Origin of the sequence: Sphingomonas sp. Root710 (assembly GCF_001429065.1) — a bacterium.
GTDB lineage: Bacteria > Pseudomonadota > Alphaproteobacteria > Sphingomonadales > Sphingomonadaceae > Rhizorhabdus.
Map to the genome: position 1 here is coordinate 1,021,533 of NZ_LMIB01000012.1, position 22,491 is coordinate 1,044,023.

19 protein-coding genes are annotated in these 22,491 nt (G+C 60.7%); 10 read left to right on the plus strand and 9 right to left on the minus strand.

Going from position 1 to position 22,491, the window contains the following annotated elements; genetic code table 11:
* Positions 1-20: 20 nt before the first annotated feature.
* The 3 genes from ASE00_RS14720 to ASE00_RS14730 all read left to right on the plus strand — a co-directional run bounded on the left by ASE00_RS14720 (position 21) and on the right by ASE00_RS14730 (position 4,403).
* Positions 21-680 (plus strand): SDR family oxidoreductase, encoded by a 660-nt coding sequence (locus ASE00_RS14720; RefSeq protein WP_056381469.1) that lies wholly within the window; start codon positions 21-23, stop codon positions 678-680.
* Positions 681-987: 307 nt separating this feature from the next.
* Positions 988-2,586, plus strand: a complete 1,599-nt coding sequence (locus ASE00_RS14725) for a GMC family oxidoreductase (RefSeq protein ID WP_056381471.1) — start codon at positions 988-990, stop codon at positions 2,584-2,586.
* An 89-nt stretch (positions 2,587-2,675) separates the two neighbouring features.
* Positions 2,676-4,403 carry an N-acyl-D-amino-acid deacylase family protein gene (locus tag ASE00_RS14730; RefSeq protein ID WP_056381472.1) on the plus strand — a complete coding sequence of 576 codons (1,728 nt, stop codon included), beginning with the start codon at positions 2,676-2,678 and terminating at the stop codon, positions 4,401-4,403.
* A 92-nt stretch (positions 4,404-4,495) separates the two neighbouring features.
* Here ASE00_RS14730 and ASE00_RS14735 read toward each other — a convergent pair whose 3' ends face one another.
* Together ASE00_RS14735 and ASE00_RS14740 are read right to left on the minus strand one after the other, a co-directional pair.
* Entirely contained in the window at positions 4,496-4,720 is a 225-nt protein-coding gene (locus ASE00_RS14735; RefSeq protein WP_056381475.1) for a hypothetical protein, read from the minus strand.
* 65 nt (positions 4,721-4,785) lie between these two features.
* On the minus strand, positions 4,786-5,364 hold the full coding sequence (locus ASE00_RS14740; RefSeq protein ID WP_235538685.1) for a cupin domain-containing protein: 579 nt from the start codon (positions 5,362-5,364) through the stop codon (positions 4,786-4,788).
* A 193-nt stretch (positions 5,365-5,557) separates the two neighbouring features.
* On the opposite strand from ASE00_RS14740, the gene ASE00_RS14745 reads away from it, so the two are divergent.
* From ASE00_RS14745 to ASE00_RS14755, 3 genes are all read left to right on the plus strand, one after another.
* Positions 5,558-6,340 carry an SDR family oxidoreductase gene (locus tag ASE00_RS14745; protein WP_056381745.1) on the plus strand — a complete coding sequence of 261 codons (783 nt, stop codon included), beginning with the start codon at positions 5,558-5,560 and terminating at the stop codon, positions 6,338-6,340.
* 160 nt (positions 6,341-6,500) lie between these two features.
* The gene (locus ASE00_RS14750) at positions 6,501-8,216 is read left to right on the plus strand and encodes a GMC family oxidoreductase (RefSeq protein ID WP_082594715.1); all 1,716 of its coding nucleotides are present in this window, start codon (positions 6,501-6,503) and stop codon (positions 8,214-8,216) included.
* Positions 8,164-9,864 (plus strand): GMC family oxidoreductase, encoded by a 1,701-nt coding sequence (locus ASE00_RS14755; protein ID WP_056381480.1) that lies wholly within the window; start codon positions 8,164-8,166, stop codon positions 9,862-9,864. The genes ASE00_RS14750 and ASE00_RS14755 overlap by 53 nt, the downstream gene beginning before the upstream one ends.
* 3 nt (positions 9,865-9,867) lie before the next feature.
* Here the strand turns inward: ASE00_RS14755 and ASE00_RS14760 are convergent, their stop codons facing one another.
* The 6 genes from ASE00_RS14760 to ASE00_RS14785 form a co-directional block, all read right to left on the minus strand.
* A complete protein-coding gene (locus ASE00_RS14760; RefSeq protein WP_056381482.1) occupies positions 9,868-11,061 on the minus strand; it encodes an alpha-hydroxy acid oxidase in 1,194 nt (397 codons plus the stop codon).
* 40 nt (positions 11,062-11,101) lie between these two features.
* Positions 11,102-12,814, minus strand: a complete 1,713-nt coding sequence (locus ASE00_RS14765; protein ID WP_056381483.1) for an N-acyl-D-amino-acid deacylase family protein — start codon at positions 12,812-12,814, stop codon at positions 11,102-11,104.
* An 87-nt stretch (positions 12,815-12,901) separates the two neighbouring features.
* Entirely contained in the window at positions 12,902-13,873 is a 972-nt protein-coding gene (locus ASE00_RS14770) for a peptidyl-alpha-hydroxyglycine alpha-amidating lyase family protein (protein ID WP_056381485.1), read from the minus strand.
* A 21-nt stretch (positions 13,874-13,894) separates the two neighbouring features.
* Positions 13,895-14,824: an alpha/beta hydrolase fold domain-containing protein gene (locus tag ASE00_RS14775; RefSeq protein WP_056381488.1), complete on the minus strand. Its 930-nt coding sequence runs from the start codon at positions 14,822-14,824 to the stop codon at positions 13,895-13,897.
* A gap of 101 nt (positions 14,825-14,925) precedes the next feature.
* Positions 14,926-15,813, minus strand: a complete 888-nt coding sequence (locus ASE00_RS14780) for an SMP-30/gluconolactonase/LRE family protein (protein WP_056381490.1) — start codon at positions 15,811-15,813, stop codon at positions 14,926-14,928.
* A 395-nt stretch (positions 15,814-16,208) separates the two neighbouring features.
* A complete protein-coding gene (locus tag ASE00_RS14785; protein ID WP_082594717.1) occupies positions 16,209-16,970 on the minus strand; it encodes a FadR/GntR family transcriptional regulator in 762 nt (253 codons plus the stop codon).
* A 218-nt stretch (positions 16,971-17,188) separates the two neighbouring features.
* Here ASE00_RS14785 and ASE00_RS14790 point away from each other — a divergent pair, with 218 nt between their 5' ends.
* The 4 genes from ASE00_RS14790 (at position 17,189) to ASE00_RS14805 (ending at position 21,065) form a co-directional block, all read left to right on the plus strand.
* A complete protein-coding gene (locus tag ASE00_RS14790) occupies positions 17,189-18,412 on the plus strand; it encodes an acyl-CoA dehydrogenase family protein (protein WP_156405435.1) in 1,224 nt (407 codons plus the stop codon).
* Positions 18,413-18,424: 12 nt separating this feature from the next.
* Positions 18,425-19,504: an acyl-CoA dehydrogenase family protein gene (locus ASE00_RS14795; protein WP_056381493.1), complete on the plus strand. Its 1,080-nt coding sequence runs from the start codon at positions 18,425-18,427 to the stop codon at positions 19,502-19,504.
* Between the two features lie 80 nt (positions 19,505-19,584).
* Positions 19,585-20,595 carry an aldo/keto reductase gene (locus ASE00_RS14800; RefSeq protein WP_056381496.1) on the plus strand — a complete coding sequence of 337 codons (1,011 nt, stop codon included), beginning with the start codon at positions 19,585-19,587 and terminating at the stop codon, positions 20,593-20,595.
* On the plus strand, positions 20,592-21,065 hold the full coding sequence (locus tag ASE00_RS14805; RefSeq protein ID WP_082594718.1) for a VOC family protein: 474 nt from the start codon (positions 20,592-20,594) through the stop codon (positions 21,063-21,065). The genes ASE00_RS14800 and ASE00_RS14805 overlap by 4 nt, the downstream gene beginning before the upstream one ends.
* Before the next feature lie 83 nt (positions 21,066-21,148).
* Here the strand turns inward: ASE00_RS14805 and ASE00_RS14810 are convergent, their stop codons facing one another.
* Positions 21,149-22,465: an amidohydrolase family protein gene (locus ASE00_RS14810; RefSeq protein WP_056381499.1), complete on the minus strand. Its 1,317-nt coding sequence runs from the start codon at positions 22,463-22,465 to the stop codon at positions 21,149-21,151.
* Between the last annotated feature and the right edge of the window lie 26 nt (positions 22,466-22,491).

Below are 22,491 nucleotides of genomic sequence, written 5' to 3' on the forward strand. Positions count from 1 at the left end.
ATTCACGGACAGGAGAAAGCATGAAAGTTATCGTGACCGGAGCAGGAGGGGTGCTGGGCGCAGCGGTCGTCGACCTCTTCGCGCAGAGCGGAAGCAGCGTTGCCCGGATCGACATGTGCTGGGAAACCGACCGCGATGCGGGTCGTTTCTCCTGCAAGAACCTGGCGGATGCGGACGATGTCGGACCCGTACTGAGCCAAGCTGTGGAGTGGCTGACAGGCCTCGATGCGCTAGTCAACATCGCAGGCGGGTTTGTCTGGGAAACGATCCAAGCCGGTGCTGTCGCAACCTGGCAGACGATGTTTGACACTAATCTCAAGACAGCGCTCAACGTGTCCACACTGGCGCTCCCTCACATGGATAGGGGCGCTGCGATCATCAATATTGGAGCGATGGCAGCGGGAAATGCCGCCATGGGAATGGGCGCCTATGCGGCATCAAAAGCCGCCGTCGCCCGGTTGACGGAAAGCCTCGCCGACGAACTGAAACCACGTGGCATCCGCGTGAATGCCGTGCTGCCAATGATCATAGACACGCCTCGCAACCGAACCGATATGCCGGATGCGGACTTCAGCGCATGGACCAAGCCCGACGATATTGCTCGGGTCATACGGTTTCTGGTGTCGGACGAGGCCCGCGCTATCAACGGAGCACAAATCCCTGTGACCAATGGAAGCTGACCCCGTCACCACAGTTTCTTTCGCCGGAGCGAGCCGCCCACCGAGCGCGGCGACCTCATAGCCTTCCTGCGCAACGCGAGCGCAACCGCCCGGCCAATGCTGCCTCCGCCCGTGACCACGGCGATGGGATGGGCTGCGGTCGCAAATATTATCTCCGGATCACTATACCGGAGATAAAATGCCGCTCGCCTTGCCCAGGAGAGGCTTGTCCGCGATCGACGAACCTCGCCGCCACCCCTATTGATATAATTCTATTGCCCAAAGCCGGACCGTCTATCAATTTCACGGTGCATTAAGAGAGGACATAATGAACGCAGTGGATTGGATCATTGTCGGCGCGGGATCGGCGGGATGCGTGCTGGCGAATCGCCTGAGCGCGCACGGCGCACGCGTGCTGCTGATCGAAGCGGGGGGCGAAAATAATAACCGGAATATGCGGATACCCCTTGGCTTTGCCAAGCTCCTGGGCCGCCCAGAGTTCGACTGGCGCCTCCGTTCCGCCCCCGAGCCCGGCCTTGAGGGGCGAGACGTCGTCCAGTTCAAGGGGAAAGTGATCGGCGGGTCCAGTTCAATCAACGGCATGCTCTACGCGCGTGGCCATGCCGCCGATTATGACGGATGGGCGCAGCGCGGATACAAGGGCTGGGCCTGGGACCAAGTTCTGCCCTATTTCCGCAAATCAGAAAATTTTCCGGGCGGAGACACCGCAATTCACGGATCGGGCGGGGAACTCGACGTGCAAACTCCCCGCTACCGTTCGCCGTTGATGGATCGCCTGATCGCGGCGTCCGTTGAGGCGGGGTGGGGTCCGATTGACGACTATACCCGCCCCGATCCGATCGGACTGGCCCCCGCCCTCGCAACTATGCGTGGGCGCCGACGGTGCAGCAGCGCAAATGCCTTTCTCGATCCGGTGCGCGGTCGCGACAATCTGCATATTGTTTCCAATGCGCTCGTCGAACGGCTGATTTTCGAGGGGAGGAGAGCAGTTGGGATCCGGTACCGATGCGGCGATCAGGTGCATGAGGCGCGCGCGAGGGAGGTCATTCTCAGCGCGGGCGCATTCCATTCGCCCCAGATCCTTGAGCTGTCCGGAATTGGCGATGCGGGACGTCTGCGCGACCTGGGTATCGATGTGGTTACCCATCTCCCGGGTGTCGGCGAAAACCTGCACGATCATCCCTTCGTTTCGCTCGCCTATCGCGTGAAGGGCGAAGCGTCCGCCAATGCCGACTTGCGCGGACTACGGCTAGTGCGCGAGATTTGCCGCTATTTCCTTCTGGGGCGTGGGGTGTTGACGGCGACTCCCGGATTGGTGTCGGGCTATGTGAAGGCAAGGCCGTCTGCGGTTTCGGCGGATTTGCAGGTCTTTGCCCGGCCGTTCACGACCGATCCTGACAGCCGGACGTTCGAGCCGGAAAAGCTGCCCGGCCTTGGTGCCTCGATCTGCCTCTGCCGTCCGCGCAGCCGTGGCTCCTCGCATATCGCCAGCGCCGACCCCGGCGTGGCTCCCGATTTCCGTTTCAACTATATGACCGATGACGAGGACGTCGCGCTGGCCGTCGCAGGACTGGGCATCGTCCGCAAGATCATGGGACAACCCTCGATCCGCCAGGTTATCGAAGCCGAACTGCTCCCCGGCCCTGACCTCGACGACGAGGCTGGTCTGCGCAACTATGTCCGCCGGACCGCGTCGACCACCTATCATCCCGTAGGGACATGCCGGATGGGTGAGGATGAGGGCGCGGTGGTCGATTCGCGGCTGCGTGTCCGTTCTGTCGCGGGACTGCGTGTCGTTGACGCATCGGTGATGCCGAGCATCGTGTCGGGCAACACAAACGCGCCTACGATCATGATCGGAGAGAAGGCCGCGGATATGATCTTGGAAGACCGCAGAAAGGCATAAGCGCCGGACGACGCATGCCTCCGTCGCAAATGGATCGACTCGCCCTTTTTATTCAGTTACCTCTATATCCAAAGCGAGAGGACGGAACGATGACGGAGTATGATCTTGTCATTCGTGGCGGAGAGGTGACGGATGGCAGCGGAGCGGAACCCCGGACCGGCGATGTCGCGCTGAAAGACGGAAAAATCGCGCAGATCGGCCGGGTGAGCGGGACCGGCACGGAAGAGATCGACGCCGCCGGCTGTCTGGTCACGCCCGGCTTTGTCGATCTCCACACCCATTTCGACGGACAGGCGCTGTGGGAAAACCGCCTTACTCCCTCAAGCCAGCATGGCGTGACCACGGCCGTCGCAGGCAATTGCGGGATCGGTTTTGCGCCCTGCAGGCCGGAGGATCATGAGACACTCATAAAGTTCATGGAGGGCGTGGAGGACATTCCCGAGGCCGTAATGGCAGAAGGTCTGCCGTGGAACTGGGAGAGCTTCGCCGACTATATGAATGCCATCGAACAGCGGAGCCTGGATATCGACCTGGGGGTGCAGGTGCCGCATTCGCCGCTGCGCATCTACACCATGGGCAAGCGCGGCGTCGATCGTGAGCCTTCGACACAAGCCGATCGCGCCCAGATGCGGGCGCTGGTCGCAGGGGCCGTCCGCGCGGGGGCAATGGGCGTCTCCACATCGCGCGCGCATGTCCACTGCGCACGCGACGGAAGCCGTGCGCCCAGCGTCGGTTCCGCCGATGCGGAGCTGCTCGCGCTGGCGGCGGGCCTGCGCGATGCGGGAGGCGGCGTGTTCCAGCTGATCACGGAATTCACCGCTCCGGCCGAGCAGGAGTTCGCCGTGATGCGCGCCATCGCCCGGACATCCGGTCGGCCCTTGTCCTTCACCTTCACCCAGTCGGCTTCAGCGGCCGATCGCTGGAAATCGACACTGGTAATGATGGCCGAGGCGCGTCGCGAAGGGCTCGACATCCGTGGCCAGATATTCCCCCGCCCTGTCGGCGTGCTGCTGGGGCTGGATCTGTCCTTCAATCCCTTTTCCCGGCGCGCTAGCTATCAGAAGATCCACGACTTGCCGCTGGCCGAAAAGGTGCGGATCATGCGCAATCCCGAATTCCGTGCGCGCCTGCTGGCCGAACCAGATATTCCCGAAAATCTGCCGCTGATGAACCTCGTGCTGGAGCGGTGGGCCGAGCTTTACGCCCTGGGCGATCCACCCCGCTATTTCCCCGACCCGCGTGACGCCGCCGGAGCGCGCGCGGATCGTGCAGGTGTTCCCTTGGCCGATTTCCTCTACGATCTGCTACTGACACAGGATGGCCACGCCGTGCTGTATCTGCCGATCGCCAATTTTGCCGGCAACTCGCGCAACGCTATTGCGTCCATGATGCGCGATACGAACACCGTGCTCGGTCTGGGCGACGGCGGTGCGCATTATGGACTGATCTGCGACGCGAGCTTTCCGACCACACTGCTGACCGACTGGGTTCGCGACGCGCAGGTGGACCATCGCCTGTCTGTCGGACGGGCTATCCAGATGCTGACGTCAGAGCCTGCAGCTGCGATCGGCCTGAGCGATCGCGGGCGACTGGCTCCCGGTATGCTGGCGGACGTCAACGTGATCGACATGGCGGCATTGCGTTTGGGAACGCCGAAAGTCCGCCGTGATCTGCCCGGAGGAGGGCGACGGCTGATACAAGAAGCGCAAGGCTATCGCGTAACGATCAAGCGCGGCGCGGTAACCTATCGCAACGGCGTGGCGACCGAAGCTTTGCCGGGCGGATTATTGCGTGGGGCGGTCCGTGCCGCCGCATAGCAACCCCAGTACAGGGCAAATGCACCTCGGAGCGATCTGATTTCCGCACCAATATAAACCGAATCGCATCCGTTACCGTAAGCCGTATGTAGCTATCCCTCACGGATCGAACGAACGTTTACCGCGTCCAGCAGGGTCGGATTTGCCTTCCAGTAGGCGGTGATGGCATCAAGTAATTCGGCCTCAGCCAACGCGTCATAGTCTTTGTCGGCCGGATCGAGAGCCAGGTTCGTCATGACAACCAAAGTGCGTTTCCACGCGGAATCACGCCCCCTTATCTCATACTTTGTGGTTTCAATAGTCTTGTGGCTCAGCATCGGCGTCTCCTGCAGTCATGATTATGGGAGCGCGCGGACCCGGTTCACATCAGTTACGGCACATTTTAGCCAAAGTCCGGAAATTGCCGGGCGGGGCGCTCCTCGCCTTCCCAGTCGGCCTGTTTTGCCATCATGGTCTTCGCCAGCTTTTCCCAGTAATCGCGCTTGATGGTGGGGAACGTGACATCGAAGCTGTTCGACGTGCGGAACTCGAGCAGTTCCACGCCGCCTTCCCCTGCGACATAGGTATAGGGGACATTGGACGGCACAAAGAAGCCGTCCCCTGCGGCCAGATCTTGTGTACCCATACGCAGCGATCCGCCGATCACATAATATAGGCAATCGGCATCGTGGGCATGGAGCGGAAGCGGAAAACCGCTCTTGAACCAGATATGCGCGAGGCTGAAGCCAGGCATCGAGAACAGGAGGCGACTGGGGCCGCCCGTCCGCGAACCCGCCTTCGCCAGCAGACCCACATGGCTGCGCTGCTCGTCGTTGCAGAATTTTGCGGTCATGGCGTCACATTCGCTGAGGTCCACGCCGTCACGCCAGCGAAAGACCGCAAACTCTGGAGCTGATGGTGCCGGATCTTCATGGCGATGGGTGCTCAAGGCATCCGTCGCAATTTCATTTTCTCCTGTCATTAGGACTCTCCGGCATAATTTCGGGCCTGACACCGATCAGCGCAAAGCTGCCCACCTCCATCTATAGAGTCAACTCTACACAGCTCGCTCAGGAGCATATTGAGATAATTCTATTGACTCCACCCTCGCGGTGCACTTGATAAGCGGTCAACAACCGACCGGTGCCGAAAGATGGGCAGACATGGTATTCCAGATGATCGAAGACAGTCCGCCCGCCCCCGATGCGCTGTTTTCCCTTGCCGACAAGACGGCCGTCATTACCGGTGCCGGCCGGGGATTGGGTCTAGAGATGGCGCGAGCGATGGCGGCGGCGGGCGCGCATGCTGTGATCACCGGCCGAACCAAGGTAACGGTTGAGCAAGCAGTCAGCCTGCTTCGGGATGAGGGGTTATCGGTGTCCGGCGCGGTCTTCGCCATCGAGGACGAAGCAGCTATGATCGCGGCCTTTGAGCGGATCGCCAGGCAACGCGGCGGCATCGACATACTTGTCAACAATGTCGGCAATCGCCTGCGTGCCCCGATCGAGGAGATAACGCCCGCCGCATTTCGCCACATGCTGGAAGTCGACCTGGTGTCGGCCTACGCCGCCAGCCGCGAGGTCGTCCGCCATATGCCGGACGGAGGCCGAATCCTGATGATCAGTTCAATCCAGGGATCGCGGGGTCGGCGTGGTGACGCCGCCTACATCACCGCCAAAGGGGGAATGATCGCGCTCACCCGCTCACTGGCCTGCGAATTCGCCCCTCGCAAGATTACCTGCAACGCGCTAGCCCCGGGCGGCTTTACGACGGAAGCCAACAAGGACCATCTCGCCCAGCCGGAGGTTATGGAACGCGTGAAGCAGCGGTCGCCGCTGGGACGGTATGGCCATCCGTGGGAAATCCGCGGTCCGGCCGTATTTCTCGCCTCACCTGCGGCTTCATTCATCACCGGGGCGGTTCTAGTGGTCGATGGCGGCTGGTCGGCGGCGATATAGCCTCCTCTCCCGTGGCATGGCGCAGATCCCGATGGTGGCCGGATGCCCCGCTCTATCCGCAAACGGATTGAACCACAGTGAATTTGACTTGCCATTCGTTAAAAGAGTAATCTGAATTGAGCCAATAAGCGGACGCTAAGGGACGTCTGCAGGGGATGCCATGACTGAACCTCGATACGACGTCATAATCATCGGCGCTGGAGCCGCCGGTAGCGTTCTGGCTGGTCGCCTTTCGGAAGACGCGCGGACGAATGTGCTGCTGATCGAAGCGGGGCCGGACGAGCCGCCCGGACGGGAGCACCGGGAAATCCGCGATCCCTTTCCGACTTCGGTCTACAATCCGCGCTTTTCCTGGCGCGGCCTGACCGCCGAAACGGGCGTCGCTTCCTTGAGCGGGGCGCAGCGCACGTCCCGGCCATTTCTGCAAGGACGCGGTGTCGGCGGCAGCGCCAATATCAACGGAATGAACGTGTGGCGCGGTCAGCCCGGCGACTATGACGAATGGGCAGATAGCGGGGCGGATGGCTGGGGATGGGAGAACGTCCTGCCCTATTTCCGAAAGCTGGAAACCGACCTCGACTTTTCCGGCCCGTTCAATGGCACGAACGGACCCATGCCGATGCGCCGTGTGCCGCCGGAAGCATGGGCGCCCTTTTCGCGCACGGTCGCGCAGGCCATGGCTCGTCAAGGCTTCCGGCAGATTGATGACTATAACGCGGATTTCGCTGATGGATTTGCCAGCCTGCCGATCAGTAGTCTCCCCGACCGCCGCATAACCCCGGCGACCGCCTATCTCACCGAAGCGGTTCGCAGGCGCGGAAACCTTAAGATTCTTGCCGATACGGTGGTTCAGCGCATCCACATGGAAGGCAAACGTGTGACAGGCGTTGAACTGTGCCCTGCCGATGGACCGAAAATCCTGCGAGCCTCCACCGTTATCGTAGCGTGCGGGGGCGTCTTGTCCCCCGCCTTGCTGCTGCGGTCGGGGGTGGGTCCGGGCGCACACCTTCAAAGCGCAGGCGTACCGGTCGTGGCAGATCTTCCCGGGGTGGGCCGCAATCTCCAGAACCATCCCTCGATCAACGTCACGTCCTACCTGCCGCTGAGGAGCATGCAGCCGCTTTTGCAGCGGGCAATCGCGCAGAATTGCCTGCGTTACTCCTCGAACATGGCGGGATGCGCGGCGCATGACATGGGATTGGTCGTGTTCAATCGCACGGCGTGGCATCCCTTGGGCCGACGCATAGGCTCGGTCGTTCTCTCGGTCCACAAGGCCTATTCGATCGGATCGGTCTCACTGGCTTCGCCGGATCCTGCCGCCCTGCCCGACATCCGCTTCAATACGCTCCACGACCCGCGCGACTTCGATCGGATGGTCTCGGGTCTCAAGCTGATTCTCGATCTGCTAACCGACCCGGATGTGAAACATGTTCGCAATGAAGCCTTTCTTCCGGATCCCAGGATCGTAGCAAAATTTGGCCGTCGCACGGCATGGAATGTATTTCGTACAGCTTTCATCGCATCCGTTCTGGACATCGGACCGCTGCGGCGCGCGTTGCTGGGCGATGCCCTTCTCGACCTTGAAGCGCTTCGAAACGACGATCAGGCGCTGGCGGACTATGTGCGCCACCGCACCTCCCTATCCCATCATGTCTGCGGGACATGCCGCATGGGCAGGCCGGACGATCCCCTTGCCGTTACCGACCAGAACGGAAGGGTTCGAGGGATTGTGGGCTTGCACGTCGGCGACCCATCGATTTTTCCCTCCATTCCACGGGGCGGCATGCACATCCAGGCCATCATGGCCGCAGAGAAGCTGGCCGATGCGATCAAGGCGGATATCCAGACCCAGCGGAGGGACGGAACAAGTGGCTGACGCATGGGAAACCGATTATATCATCGTCGGCGCGGGATCTGCCGGGTGCGTCCTTGCCAATCGCCTCTCCGCTGATCCTGCCGCGCAAGTCCTGTTGCTGGAGGCCGGAGGCGACGACCGGCCCCTGCGGGAACCGAGACACTTCTGGTCCAACCTGATGATCCATGTTCCCGCCGGTTTTGCGAACACGATCACCGACCCAAGGGTGAACTGGCTGTACCGCACGGCCCCGGATCCCTCGACAGGTGGCCGGGTATACACCATTCCGCGCGGCAAGACTCTGGGCGGGTCATCGTCGATCAACGGCATGGTTTATATTCGCGGCCAGCAGGCCGACTATGATTACTGGAACCAGATCGGATGCCGTGGCTGGTCGTGGGATTCGGTTCGTCCCTATTTCCTGCGCGCAGAAAATCGCGAACAGGGGCCGAGCGAGCATCACGCCGTGGGCGGGCCGCTCCACGTTGCTGACATAAGGTCTCGACACCCGGTATCGGAAGCGGCGATCGCGGCTGCGGTCGCCTTGGGCGTGCCCCAGCGGGATGTCAACGGCGGCGACCAGGAGGGTGTCTGCTATTATCAGCAGACGATGCGTGGGCGACTACGATGTTCGGCCGCAGCCGCCTATCTCCATCCGATAATGCGGCGTTCCAATCTGCGGGTGGAGATCCGCGCGCTCGTTACCCGGATTGTAGTGGAGCACAACAGGGCCGTTGGTGTCGCCTTCGTGCGGGATGGGATCAATCAAGTGGTGCGCGCGCGTCGCGAAGTCATCCTTTGCGGGGGTGCCGTCAATTCGCCGCAAATTCTCCAGCTTTCAGGGATTGGACCCGGCGCGCTTTTGCAGCGGCTTGGCGTACCGGTCATCCGGGACAGCGCTGAGGTCGGCGAAAACCTGCAAGACCATTACATCACCACCATCCGCTATAATCTGAAGCACGGCGTGAAGAGCATCAACGAACAGTCGCACGGCGTGCGTTTCCTAGGCGAGGCGTTTCGCTATCTGATAGCGGGAAAAGGTCTGTTGAGCCTGCCGCCGGCACAGTTGGGGATCTTCGTGCGATCTCGCCCCGATCTGGCCGGTCCGGACATGCGCTTTCACGTCATGCCGGCCACCGTCGACGTGGAGCGCTATGCCAGGGAGGGAAAGCTCAGGCTGGAACGCTCTGCTGGATTGACGATCGCGGCGGGGGGCTTACGCCCCGAGAGCCGGGGGCATGTCCGGATCGTCAGCACCAATCCACGGCAGCCGCCGGAAATCGTTCCCAATTTCCTTTCTGATCCGCTGGATCAGGATATTGCGGTCCGGTCGCTTCAATGGGCGCGCGCGTTGGCGGCACAGGATCCTCTTCGCCCCCTGATCGCGGACGGGCCGATGTTCGACCTGCCGCTAGACGATTATGAGACGTGGCTCCGCTTTGCACGCGAGCGCGGGGTGTCCGACAATCACCTCACCTGCACATGCCGTATGGGCAGCGACGAAGGCGCGGTTGTCGATCCGGACCTGCGAGTGCGTGGCGTCGAGGGATTGCGCGTGGCGGATGCGTCTATCATGCCGCGACTGGTCAGCGGCAACACGAACGCTCCGGTGATCATGATTGCGGAAAAGGCGGCCGACATGATCCTCGGCCGCGTCCTCAGCGCCTGAATATCACAGGATCGCGCGGGCCGGAGACAGGCGCGACGATGCAGATGCAGCGCGCGGCATGACAACGATGTCGCGCCCGCGCAAATCCTCAATGGTTCGGCAGCCGAGCTGCAGCATGGTGCGCGCAACATCGGTGCGATAGATTTCCATGGCGCGGTCGACGCCCGCTTTTCCACCGGCAGCCAGTCCGTAGAGCGGCCCTCGTCCAAGAAACACCATGTCGGCGCCCATTGCGACCGCCTTGACGATATCTTCGCCTGTATAGAAACCGCCATCGATGAACGTCGCCGCGCGCCCGTCGAGGGCTTCGACGACATCAGGCAGGCAATCGATAGTGGCCGGTGCGGATTCAAACACCCTTCCACCATGATTGGAAATCCATACGCCATCGCATCCGATCGATGCTGCGCGAACGGCATCCTGCGCGGTCATCAGCCCTTTGACCACCAGACGCCCGCGCCATCGGTCCCGCAGCTTGGCGAGATCCTCCCAGTCCGCATGGGTTTTTATCAACTTGCCGACGGGCGCGCGCTTGCGCAGTCTCCCGTCCGCCTGGCCATAGCGGAGGAGATTGCGCGGCGATGGCGGACCCTGCCGCATCGTCGCCATGAGCCAGGACGGGCGCAGCCCCATCTGGATGATCTTGGCAAGGTTGAAGGTGAACGAACTGCCGAAGCCGTTGCGCGTATCGCGGTTGCGATTGGGAACCGACGTCGTGTCGACGGTCATGACGAAGACATCCACGCCCGCCGCCTCGGTCCGGGCAAGGATATCAGCGTTCACCTGTTCGTCGTTGAACGCATAGAGCTGGAACCAGCTGCTTTGTCCGGCGATAGCGGAAACTTCCTCGATGGTCGCGGTGCCCATCGTGCTATTTACTACCGGAACATTCAGGTCGGCCGCCGCCCGGGCGATCAGGCGATCCCCGCCAGGCCAGATCAACGCATTACCACCCGTCGGCGCAATGCCGAACGGAAAAGCATGATGCTTGCCGAAGACCGTGGTCGACGGATCGACCGTATCGCGATGCACCCCGGTCAGATAGGACGGTACCAGCTCGATTTCGTGCAACCGCTGGAAGTTCCGGTCTACCCCGTCGTCATCGCCGGCACCACCTTCGAGAAAGTCGAAGACGAAGCGCGGAACCCGCCCCCTGGCGGTTCGCGCAAGGTCGAAAATGGTTGCCCATCGGGTCATCGGCGCCCCCTCCTCCGAAAATCAAAGCCCTACCAGCGCCTCAGGCCGCCCGCACCAGACGTCCCGGCAGCGCGCCGGTTGCTTCGCCGTGGCGGTAGGTGATCTGGCCACTGACAATGGTGGCGTCGAACCCCTTCACCTTCTGTCGGAGGCGGCGGCCGCCTGCGGGGAGATCGTGGACCGTCTCTGGCGAAGAAAGCTCCAGCGCATCAAAATCGATGATGTTGATGTCCGCTTTCATCCCCGGAGCGATCAGCCCACGGTCAGTCATCCCGACCGTGCGTGCCGTCAGGCCGGACAGGCGAGACACCACCCATTCAACGGGCAGGCGCTGCGATGGCGCGGCGTCTTTCGTCCAGTAGGATAGCATGAAGGTGGGGAAGCTTGCGTCGCACACAATACCGTAATGGGCCCCGCCGTCGCCCAGCCCCGGCACACCGCGCGCATGGGTCATCATCTTGCGGACGCTATCCAACCGGGCGTCGCGATAATTGGCCGCCGGAAAATAAAAAATGGCCTTACCCCCGCTTGCAACCATCAGGTCGTAAACCAGTTCGAGCGGGCTGAAGCCCATGCGCGCCGCACGTGCGGCAATGCTCTGGCGGGGATCCGGATCGTAAACGGCTGGCGTGGTCATTTCATAGATGACGTCGAGCTTTTCGATGCAGGATGCCAGAAACGGACCGCTATGGTTCGGTGCCTCGTCCACCATCCGCCTGCGCAGATCAGGGTCGCGCATGGCGGCTACCTTTTTCCCGACCGGCAGATTGCGCAACGGCTGGAAACTCGGCGTATTGAGGAAAGGGTGGTAGGACAGGTCAAGGCCGTACAGACCGCCTATCGGCCGGGGAGCCACCTGCGCACTGATTGGCACATCATTGCCCAGCTCATCCATCAGGGCGAGGAAGCGGTCGCTGTCGCCGGGCTTATGCGGCCAATCCATCAGGCTGAATGATACCGGGCGGCCGGATACCTGCTGCAACCGCCTGATCCAGGAGAATTCCTCGTCCGGGTCCGCCATGTTGTTGGGGATGATCTGAAATATCCCCTTCCCCGTTCTGGCAAGACCCTGCGCCAACGCTTCCAGCTCGCGCAACTCCGACGGAACGGAGGGGCACAGCACCCCGTCGCTCCGTTTATGGGCCAGTGAGCGTGACGTGCTCACCCCGATTGCGCCCGCCCGGATGCCCTCGGCCACGATATCCGTCATCGCGGACAGATCGGCGTCAGTCGGCGGCTCCAGCGCCGCTCCGCGCTCGCCCATCACATAGACCCGAACGGCGGAGTGGGGCACATAGGAGGCGAAATCGACATCCGATGGCCGCTGCCCGATGAAATCCAGATATTGCGGGTATGTTTCCCACGTCCAGGGCAGGCCGGTGCTCATGACGATTTCGGGAATGTCCTCCACACCCTCCATCACGCTAATCAAACGCTCGCGGTCCTCGGCTCTGCACGGCGCGAAACCGACGCCGCAATTGCCCATGACCGCCGTCGTCACGCCATGGTCCGATGAGGGGGCCAGCCTGTTTTCCCAGGTGATCTGTCCATCATAATGGGTATGGATATCGACGAAGCCGGGCGTGACGACACGGTCCCTGGCGTCGAGTTCCTCAACACCGGAACCGGACACCTGTCCTACCGCCACGATGCATCTGTCGCGGACGGCCACATCCCCCGCGAACATCTCCCGGCCGGTGCCGTCGGCGATCATGCCGCCACGAATGACCAGATCAAATTGTGCTTGCGCCATTGCGCCTCCGATTCGTCCCCCCAGGGGACCTCTCCATGCCAACCAGTCTACAGGGCCAATTCCCATAACTCAATAGAGATAACCCAATTATGGTGAAGGTTCGCCGGAGAGACGCCGCAGCTTATGAAGAGTGGGAAGCCCGAGCGGCCTTTCCTGAGCAGGAAAAAGGCCGGGCCATGCCGCATGGCTGACTTCTCCGATATAGACATCACCCTGGGAAGAAACGGCTATGCCATGGGGAGCAATCATGCGCCCCTCGCCCACCCCCGGAGGACCGAAATCGATGCTCCCCTGCTCGGTTCCCGCCGCGTCCAGTATCGTCAATCGTGGCCCCAGCTTAGGAAAATTGGCTGTAAATGCCATGTTTGGACCCAGATGACCGACATAGAACAGGTCGTTATGAGCGCCGCCCATGCAGAGCGCGCAGGGGCGATGCAGATTGTGCCATTGCGCCTCCGGTATGCCGTCGCCATCGAACACCTGGATGCGATGATTTTCCCGATCGGCCACGTAGACCCATCCATCGGCATCACACACCAGATTATGGGGAAAATAGAATTGTCCGGGTGCTGGCCCCGATTCTCCCCATGTTTTTAACAGACGTCCGTCGGGGGTGAACTTATGAATACAGGCATTTTTATAGCCATCGGATACGTAGATCTCGCCCTGCGGCGAAAGCGCCGTGTGCGTACAGCGATTGAAGGGACGGTTGCTCATCATCGGCGCCGGGCGCCCAGGAACGCCGAGTTGCAACAACAGCTTGCCCTCGGGCGTGAACACGCGAACCGTATGGTCGCCATCATCGGTGCAATAGATGTTACCGTCCGGCGCCAGGTGCAGGCCATGGGGGTTCTGGAACAGGCCGTGCCCCCAGGTCCGCTGCACCTCGCCATCGCTGTTGACGACGATGATCGGATGCTCGCCCCGTGTGAAAAGATAGACCTGGTCGCGTGCGTCGACCGCGATCGCGGCGACATCTCCCAACACCATATCGTCCGGGAAGCGCCCCCAATTGCTAACAAGCTCGTAGCGAAAACGCCCATTGCCGACGATAGTCATAGAGCTGATTCTTCTCCCGTATCAGCTTTTCGGCAGGATATGTTGCCGGAAGAAGGACGCCATGTCCTGCGCTGCAACCCGCGTTTCCGGAACATCCAGACCCGACAGATAGCGGCCATGACTCTGCCCCTCGTAGACGATCAGATGAGAGGAGGCGCCCGCGTCGCGCAGCTTTCGCTCCACACGGACCGTGTTCGACAGGAAAAGATCGCGCGTCCCACTTAGTAAAAGCGTTGGCGGAAATCCGTGAAAATCGCCATAAACGGGTGAGAGAAGCGGATCCTTGAGGTCGCGGCCCCCGGCATATTGGAGCGCTTTTACACCCAACGAGCCTTCATAGCGCACAATATCGGCATAGCGATTGACGAAATAGCTGTCGCCAGTCTCGGACAGATCCGACCAGGGCGTTCCGCAGACGATCGCACCCGGCACCGCTTCCCTCCGTGCGATCAGGCGCTGCACCAGGCACAATATGATTCCCCCGCCTGCGGAGGTTCCGAACAATCCGACCCGCGCCGGTCCCAGTTGAGAGGACAGTGTAAGCCAAACGGCGTCCGCATCATCCACGGCGGCTGGGAAGGGGTGCTCGGGGGGCATCCGATAATCGACCGCGACGGTGGCGAGCCGCCCTACGCTCGCGACGAACAGCGCTTCGTTAAGCCCTGCCTCGCCGCGCCCGCCGACATAGCCCCCGCCGTGGAAATTGACGATGGTACATCCGTTTTCCGGATCGCCCAGTTCTCGGGGAATGATGTGGTAGCAATGGACGCCGCCAATATCCTTCTTTTCCATTACAAGATTATTGTCGACGAGCAACGCGTCGATACGCGTCCGATTGGCGGCAGGGTCGGGATTATATTGCCTGTCCCAACCGTCATTGGTGGTGGGAACGTCTGCCGGAAAAGACATGGTGGCCGTCAGCCCGATCCGCGCCTGCAATTCCGCGCTCACGGTGGAGGGAACAGGTAATTCGTGCGCGGGGACGATCTGCCCCGAATGAGGCGACGCAGCATCCCGCCCCGTCATCCCCGTTCCCGCTGGCGCCATGGCGGTCAGCCCCGGAACACAGGTTCGGGCACGCCGCGAAAGCCGGTTTCGACCTTGAAGAAACTTCCCGACAGTTCCGAACCGGGCCGTCCCGCAAGCTGCGGGAACTGCGCGGTCGTTATGTACAGCGTCGACATCTCTGGACCGCCGAATGCGACCATGGAGGGACCCGGCACCGGCACGTCGATGCGTATGTCGAGCGTTCCGTCAGGGGTAAAGCGGCCGATCGCACCGCCGGTCTCGCCCGCCGGCAAAGCGACCCAGTAGCCGCCCTCGGTATCCACCGTCGCGCCGTCGGGCGCGCCTCCTGTGCCGCGCGACCATTGTGCTAATATGCGCGCATTGCTTGGCGTGCCGGTTTCGCCATCAAAGTCGTAGACGAATATCTCCCTACGCGCTGTCTCGGCCCGGTACATGGTCCGGCCGTCAGCGGTAAAGGCAAGGCCGTTGGCCATGTCGATCTCCATGACCTGATCGATCCTGTTGCCATCGTAGCGATAAAGCGCCGCCTTGCGCGTGCCGAGATCGGACAGTTCCAGGGGCTGGGTCCCGACCCATAACCGGCCCTGCCGATCACATTTGCCGTCATTGAAGCGATAGATGCTCGAATCGTACGGAGGGTCTATCCGCTTTTCGAAACGCTCACTCGTGAAATCGAAATCGTAAATCCCGTCACGGCAAGAGATCAAGGCTCCGTTTTCCCGGAATACGAAGCTGCCAGGCATGACGGGTAGCTTCCACTCGGTATTCGTTCCGGTTCCGGTCGCCAGCCGGTTGAAGCTGTGCTTGTGCATGTCGATCCAATACAGCGCCTGATGCTCCGGGTGCCATGCGGGAGACTCGGCAACCTCTGCCTCAAACTTCAAAAACAGTTCGACCTTGAAATCCGCCATTGCATGCTCTCCCGAGACAAAGGCCTTAGCCGCGCTTGATTGTTAATTCAGATTACTCTTTATGAGTTGTTCAAAAAATATGCAACGGCCCTCTCGGAAAAGTGCGAGAGGAATTTCGCCTGTTTCGATATTTGACCTATCTGTATAAGATCAGTCTGCCCTGGGTAATTAGGGTGCAACGCTGTGCCGCACCTGAAGGCCTACGATGCGCTCGATGCACCGATGGGAGAGCACAGGCCCCAGCGCCATCTTGTTTTAGTCTGGATAATGATCTGGAGCTTGTCGCATTCTATGTTGCTGATGGTCCTGACCGGCCACCCGCCGCCGACGCCTAGGCGGCGCAAGCATATAGAGCCCTCAAGAATAGGGGCTTCGTTCCCTGCGAAACAGCAGATTTAAACACTCAGCGGAGAGAAGTTCAGCAGCCCCGCCTGCCCATCCTTTTTCGCGTGATCCGTTCCTTCGGTCAGCCAATCAGAAACCAGACGCGCGCACCGCCGGGAGGTGATAGCTGCGATCTCGCTGTCACCAGACGCTATAGCCTTGACCAGGTCGGTACGTCCTGCCCAATATTCGCGCACACGCTCGGGATGGTGGGCCAACAGATCGTCCTCCGGTCGCGCCGCGCCGCAAAAATCATAGAGCGTAAGCACGAACAGTTCGAGAACATTGTTGCGGCTTGCTGCGCACAATAATTTGATGAACTCGACCTGGGACTTCTGAAACTCGTGAAAGCTGCCGTCTGCGCGCCGGACCTTGTCGCGTTTCAGAAAATCGGTCCAACTTGCCACGACGGCAGGATCATCATTAGCGCTCGCCAAGATCGCCAGTTCGATATTGATCGGCTCGAGCGCCTGGATGATTTCCGCCATCGTCGTGTGGCGCGTCTGCAAATAGATAGCGGTCATGTGGGTCACTGCCCGCGTGTTCGGACGGCGCGCGAAATACCCGCCGCCTACGCCGCGCCGGATGGTCAGCAACTGCTCTTGACTGACGAGCGCTGCTGCTTGCCGCAGCGTCGGACGGCTGACTCCAAAGTTCGTCACCATGTCGTCCTCGGAACCGAGCAACTGGCCCTCTTCGATCGTTAGGGCAAGAGAGCGCAACTTCCTGGCGACTTTCGCAACCGCACTCTGTCTTTCGCTCGATTTTCCCATGCCACACTCCACAAGCACGCCAGCCCGCCTGAATCGCCATACCCCATACGACCTATTTCAGATGCGCAACTCCGCTCAAGTTAAAACTACGCCATTGAGTCTGCTTTTTCCAGATGGAGCGGGCGTCTGAAATTCGTTTCTGTAGGGGTCGCGTTGAAACGGCTTGATGGCTTTTATTAATTCATATAACTCATTTAACGCATTCGACATGCCGTGAAATGGCCTGGCCCACTGTGAAGAAGGAAATACCCAGCGCGATGGAGCTTGCTTACTCACGCGAACTCGCCTCGTTCAAATCAGAGGTGGAACAGTTTTTGGAAATTTCCTGGAAGCTGCCCATGCGTGAGCAAGCGACGGACAGAAAATCCCTCGCGCGAACTTTTCGATCCGAAGCGACCAGAAAGGGGTATCTCTATAGAGGCATCCCCAAAAGATATGGGGGCTCAGAGCAGGCTGCCGATCCCCTGCGCGCCCAAATTATCCGCGATTGCTTCGAGCGCGCCCGCGCCCCCATGGAAGTTCCGGGCAACGGCGTGACGATGCTGACTCCAACACTGCTTGAGGCCGGAGCGGAATGGCAGCGCGAAATGTTCATTCCCAAGACGCTGACCGGCGAATATCGATGGGCGCAAGGTTATTCCGAGCCAAACGCAGGCAGCGATCTGGCTTCGCTCCGTTCGACAGCAGAGCTGGTGAACGGCGAATGGGTCATAAACGCGCACAAAATCTGGACGACTCATGCGTATGAATGCACGCACATGTTCATTCTCGTGCGCACGGAGCCGGATGCGCCCAAGCATGATGGCATATCATATCTGCTGCTTAAGCTAGATCAGCCCGGCGTTGAAATCCGCCGCATCCACCAGATTAGTGGGCAATCGGATTTCTGCGAGGTGTTCCTGGAGAATGTGCGGACACCAGCAGACTGGATTGTGGGAGAGCGTGGGACGGGATGGCAGGTTTCCCGCACGACCCTCAAACACGAGCGCAACGCAATCGGAGGTGCCCGCACTGCCCGCACTTTTGCGTCGCTGGTTCGCCTGGCGCAGGCGACCACAGTTAACGGGCGTCCCGCTGTTGAGGATCCGGCTATTCGGGACCGTATCCTTGCCGTCGAAGGCTATGTCGAAGCGCAGCTCTGTTCCGGCTATTACCAACTGACGCGAGACGTTTCCGGCAATCCGGCGGGAATTTTGCCCTTACTGAACAAGCTGGGCGCCACGGCCATCGGCAAGGAAATTGCGGCAATCGCAACCGACATCATCGCCGAGCGCGCGTTGCAGATGCCCAGCGGCTCGGGTTCCGGGCAGCGTCATCCGGAGGAGTGGCTGAACCAGATATTCGGATCGCTCGCGCTCACTATCGCGGGCGGCACGTCGAACATCCAGCGTAACGTTATCGCCGAGCGCGGCCTTGGGCTGCCGCGCGATGCCGGCCGCTGAAGGAGGGGCAAGGTGCATTTCGATCTGTCGCCTGAGCACTATCAGTTTCAAGAAAATATCGATCGCCTGCTGTCGGATAGCGTTGATCTGGCGGCGATGACGCGGGGTGAAGACGTGATCGGGCCGCTGCGTGATACGCTTGATGCGGCGTTCGCGGACATGGGCGTGGGCATGGTGCTCGCGCCCGAAGAGACGGGCGGGCTGCAAATGGGCCTGCTTACCCTCACCTGCCTCGCCGACAGTCTCGGGCGGCATGCAGCGCCGACGAGCGCACTGAACGGCGCTGTTGCGGCGTGGCTCGTCGCGTCGTCGGGTGATGATCGGCTGATCAAGCAATGGCTGGAGCCTTTGTTGGGCGGGACGACATCGGTAACGTTCGCATGCAACGAAGCGCCCGGCATGTGGACGCCGGAAACGTCGCGCTCCACCTCCGGCGATGACATCGTGACGCGCCATAATGTGCCCGATGCCGACACGGCTCGGCTGATCATTGCTCCCCTTGCGGATGGGCTTGTATTTGTCGACCATGCGGCACTGCAGGACTGCCACGCCACGCCTGATCCGCTCGATATGACACGGCCAACGGGCACAGTTTCTTTTGCGCCTTCCAAGGGCATTTTTATCGGTCCCGAATTGACCGGTCCGCTCTATGACGCGCTGCTTATCCTGACGGCAGCCGATGCTGCAGGAGCCGGGCGGCGAGCGTTCGAGTTGACCGTGGACTATGCCAAGACGCGTGAACAATTCGGCCAGCCGATAGGCGCGTTTCAGGGTGTAAAACATCAGATTGCCGATATGGCGGTGGATATCGAGCCCGCGAAGTTCCTGTGCTGGCGCGCAGCCCAGGCGTGGGACGCCGGCGCGGCAGACGCATCGCGCTATGCCGCGCTTTGCAAGGCCCATGCCGCGGACGTGGCGGTGAAAACGGCGCGCGCGGCCGTCGAGGTGCATGGCGGGATCGGCTATACGTGGGAATATCCTCTGCACTTGCTGCTGAAGCGGGCGATGCACGACCGGATCACACTCGGCTCCCCGACGCTGCTGCGCCAACGTGTGGCGGAATACGACGCGCTACGAACTGCCTCTTCCTGACCGGTCTGCGCACTGGTCCGGTTTTTGGACCTGGAATGACCGCAATGTGGATGACGGGGCGGCAAAAGGGAGAGGTTTTCATGGATTATGTGAACCTAGGCAACACCGGCCTCAAGGTGTCCCGCCTATGCCTCGGCACGATGAGCTATGGCGATCCATCGAAAGGATGGAACCCCTGGATCTTACCACCGGGTGACGCCTTACCCTTCATCCGGCAGGCGTTGGACCTTGGCATCAACTTCTTCGACGTCGCGGATGTCTATGCAGAAGGAAGCAGCGAGGAGTTTCTCGGCGAAGCCCTCTCTACGCTGGCCCGCCGGGAGGAAGTCGTGATCGCCACCAAGGTCGGCGGCAGGGTGGGCGCAAGCAGCACGAAGGACGTGCGCAAGGGCTGGCCCACCACGTTCGGCCTGTCGCGCAAGCACATTCTGGATGCCGTGGATGCGAGTCTCCGGCGGCTTAAAACCGACTATATCGACCTCTATCAGATCCACAGCGACGACGGGTCGATGCCGATCGAGGAGATCATCGAGGCTATGGATGCGCTCGTTCGCAGCGGCAAGGTCCGCTATGTGGGTGCGTCCAATATCACCGCGTGGCGCCTCGCCAAAGCGCTATTCCTGGCAGAAGCGCGCCGTCTAACCCGCTTTGTTTCGGTACAGCATCATTATAATCTTCTCTATCGCGAGGACGAGCGCGAGCTACTGCCTCTTCTGCGCGATCAGAATGTTGCTAGCATGCCGTGGTCACCCTTGGCTCGAGGCTATCTGAGCGGCGGCCGCACGCGCGAAAGCGCGGGATCGGCACGATCCGCTGGCGATGCGATCGCAGCCCAATTCTATGGGTCAGACACGGATTTCGCGATTATCGACCGGGTCAAGGCACGGGCGTCGGAGCGTAACGCAACGCCCAGCCAATTGGCGCTTGCCTGGCTGTTGTCGCGACCGGGAACGACCATTCCCGTACTCGGCGCGACCCGCCCGCAGCATCTCACCGAGGCGGTGGAAGCCATTTCGATCACGCTGGACGAAGATGAAACAAGCGCTCTGGAAGACCTCTACAGACCGCGCCAGATCGTGAGGCCGGCATGATAAGAGGTGTCCATCATATCTCACTCGCAACGACGGATCTTGACCGTTTTCTCGGCTTTTACCGTGACCTGCTCGGCATGACCCTCCGCGCCACGTTCACTTTAGAGCCGGGGATAAACCCAGCGCTGGAAACGATCGTCGGGATGCGCGATGTCGCCGGGTCGGCTGCAGCGCTGAACCTCGGCAATCTCCATATGGAGGTTTTCTGCTATACGCATCCGGAGCCCGTTGCGGGCGAACGCCGTCCTGCGTGCGACGCGGGAATCCGGCATATCTGCTTCGACGTTACCGATATTTCTGCGGAGCATGAACGGTTGAAGGCCGCGGGCGTCGACTTCATTTCCCCGCCCCAGAAACTCGGGGCAGGCTGTGCATCCTGTTATCTCTATGATCCCGACGGCAATATCGTCGAGCTACAGGAGATTTTACCCGGCAGCAGCGTGCCACCCGCTTATGGCATTGGCGGGTAAGGCGATGCGCTTTATCACCTCACCCGCCGAATAGTGTGAAGAACGGGTCGAACGCGCACCTGGACTACCAAGTGCGCCTTCAATCAGGCCGCTTCGTTGCGAGCGCCGAGTTGCTTGGCAACATCGCGCATCGAGACTGGCCCCTGCTCCGAGTCTGATGGCGGCCGTCCGGAGCCGCTCTTCATGGGTGTCGTGTCGACCCCTGCAGCCCGCGCCTGATCGCGCAGTGCGCCGACCGTGAGTTCCTCGCGCTTGCGTAACTTGAACAGGTCGAAGTTGAAAATCCGCATCGCATTGCGATGGGTGATCAGGTCGATCTCGTCATCGGGAACTTCGGCAGCCTGAAGGTCGCGCCAGAGTCGGTCTGCCGATTCCGGCCAGGTACAATCGGCGTGCGGATAATCGCATTCCCATGTGATGTTCTGAATGCCGACCGCATGCCGGATCTTGATGCCGATCGGATCGTCGATGAAACAGGTTGCGACGTTGCGGTCGAAAATCTCGCTCGGCTTCTTGTCGCCAAAGTTCTGGCGCGTCCATTGACTGTGGAGCCGGAAGGTCGTGTCCATCCGTTCCTTCAGATAAGGTATCCACCCAGCGCCTCCTTCGGAAAGGGCAAACTGGATATCCGGAAATTTACGCAATACCGGAGACCATGTCAGATCCGCCGCAACGCGATAAAGACCGATGGGCATGCAGGAAATCATCGCATCGACCGGAGAGTCCGGCGAAGGCACCGCATAGCTGCTGTCGGCAAAATGAATGCAGATCGCTACATTTTCCTCGACGCAGGCCTTCCAAACCGGGTCCCAATGCTCGGTATGAAAGCTCGGCTGGCCGTGCAGCACAGGGTTTGGCGGAAAGCTGATGACATTGCAGCCTTTTGCCTTGACCCGCCTTACTTCCCGGGCGGACAGCTCCGGATCCCAGAATGGCAGGTTACTGAGCGGGACGATCCGGTCCGGATAAGTGCCAGCCCATTCCTCGATATGCCAATCGTTCCAGGCCTGAACCACCGTAAGCGCGAAATCCTTGTCAGGAATGCTCAAAAAAGGTTCGCCCGCCATCCCCGCAAGCGTTCCGAAATTGATGCTCGCAGCGACACCGTTTACATTCATGTCGCCGATCCGGGCGTGGATATCATAACAGCCCGGCCGTAGCTGGCTGAGCGCGGACGGCTCGAACCCATATTCCTCTCGCGGGCGGCCGACGACGGCGTTCGATCCCATATAGACAGTGCGACGCCCCCCTACCATCCAGTAGTCGTTGTCGCCGTTTTCGCCATGATGAAACTTCGGCTCGAGATGCTCGAATTTCTTGGGGATGCGGCCCTCGAACATGCCCGGCGGCTCGATGAGATGATCATCGACACTGAACAGAACCATATCTTCCATGCGCATGAGATTAACCTTTTCAAAATATTCTG

Excerpts from the sequence above, each read along its gene's own strand:
- ASE00_RS14765 (WP_056381483.1), bottom strand. The coding sequence starts at position 12,814 with ATGGCGCAAGCACAATTTGATCTGGTCATTCGTGGCGGCATGATCGCC.
- ASE00_RS14810 (WP_056381499.1), bottom strand. The coding sequence starts at position 22,465 with ATGCGCATGGAAGATATGGTTCTGTTCAGTGTCGATGATCATCTCATC.
- ASE00_RS14780 (WP_056381490.1), bottom strand. The coding sequence starts at position 15,813 with ATGGCGGATTTCAAGGTCGAACTGTTTTTGAAGTTTGAGGCAGAGGTT.
- ASE00_RS14740 (WP_235538685.1), bottom strand. The coding sequence starts at position 5,364 with ATGACAGGAGAAAATGAAATTGCGACGGATGCCTTGAGCACCCATCGC.
- ASE00_RS14730 (WP_056381472.1), top strand. The coding sequence starts at position 2,676 with ATGACGGAGTATGATCTTGTCATTCGTGGCGGAGAGGTGACGGATGGC.
- ASE00_RS14755 (WP_056381480.1), top strand. The coding sequence starts at position 8,164 with ATGCGATCAAGGCGGATATCCAGACCCAGCGGAGGGACGGAACAAGTG.
- ASE00_RS14735 (WP_056381475.1), bottom strand. The coding sequence starts at position 4,720 with ATGCTGAGCCACAAGACTATTGAAACCACAAAGTATGAGATAAGGGGG.
- ASE00_RS14745 (WP_056381745.1), top strand. The coding sequence starts at position 5,558 with ATGATCGAAGACAGTCCGCCCGCCCCCGATGCGCTGTTTTCCCTTGCC.
- ASE00_RS14805 (WP_082594718.1), top strand. The coding sequence starts at position 20,592 with ATGATAAGAGGTGTCCATCATATCTCACTCGCAACGACGGATCTTGAC.
- ASE00_RS14800 (WP_056381496.1), top strand. The coding sequence starts at position 19,585 with ATGGATTATGTGAACCTAGGCAACACCGGCCTCAAGGTGTCCCGCCTA.
- ASE00_RS14785 (WP_082594717.1), bottom strand. The coding sequence starts at position 16,970 with ATGGGAAAATCGAGCGAAAGACAGAGTGCGGTTGCGAAAGTCGCCAGG.
- ASE00_RS14790 (WP_156405435.1), top strand. The coding sequence starts at position 17,189 with ATGGCCTGGCCCACTGTGAAGAAGGAAATACCCAGCGCGATGGAGCTT.
- ASE00_RS14720 (WP_056381469.1), top strand. The coding sequence starts at position 21 with ATGAAAGTTATCGTGACCGGAGCAGGAGGGGTGCTGGGCGCAGCGGTC.
- ASE00_RS14760 (WP_056381482.1), bottom strand. The coding sequence starts at position 11,061 with ATGACCCGATGGGCAACCATTTTCGACCTTGCGCGAACCGCCAGGGGG.
- ASE00_RS14725 (WP_056381471.1), top strand. The coding sequence starts at position 988 with ATGAACGCAGTGGATTGGATCATTGTCGGCGCGGGATCGGCGGGATGC.
- ASE00_RS14770 (WP_056381485.1), bottom strand. The coding sequence starts at position 13,873 with ATGACTATCGTCGGCAATGGGCGTTTTCGCTACGAGCTTGTTAGCAAT.
- ASE00_RS14750 (WP_082594715.1), top strand. The coding sequence starts at position 6,501 with ATGACTGAACCTCGATACGACGTCATAATCATCGGCGCTGGAGCCGCC.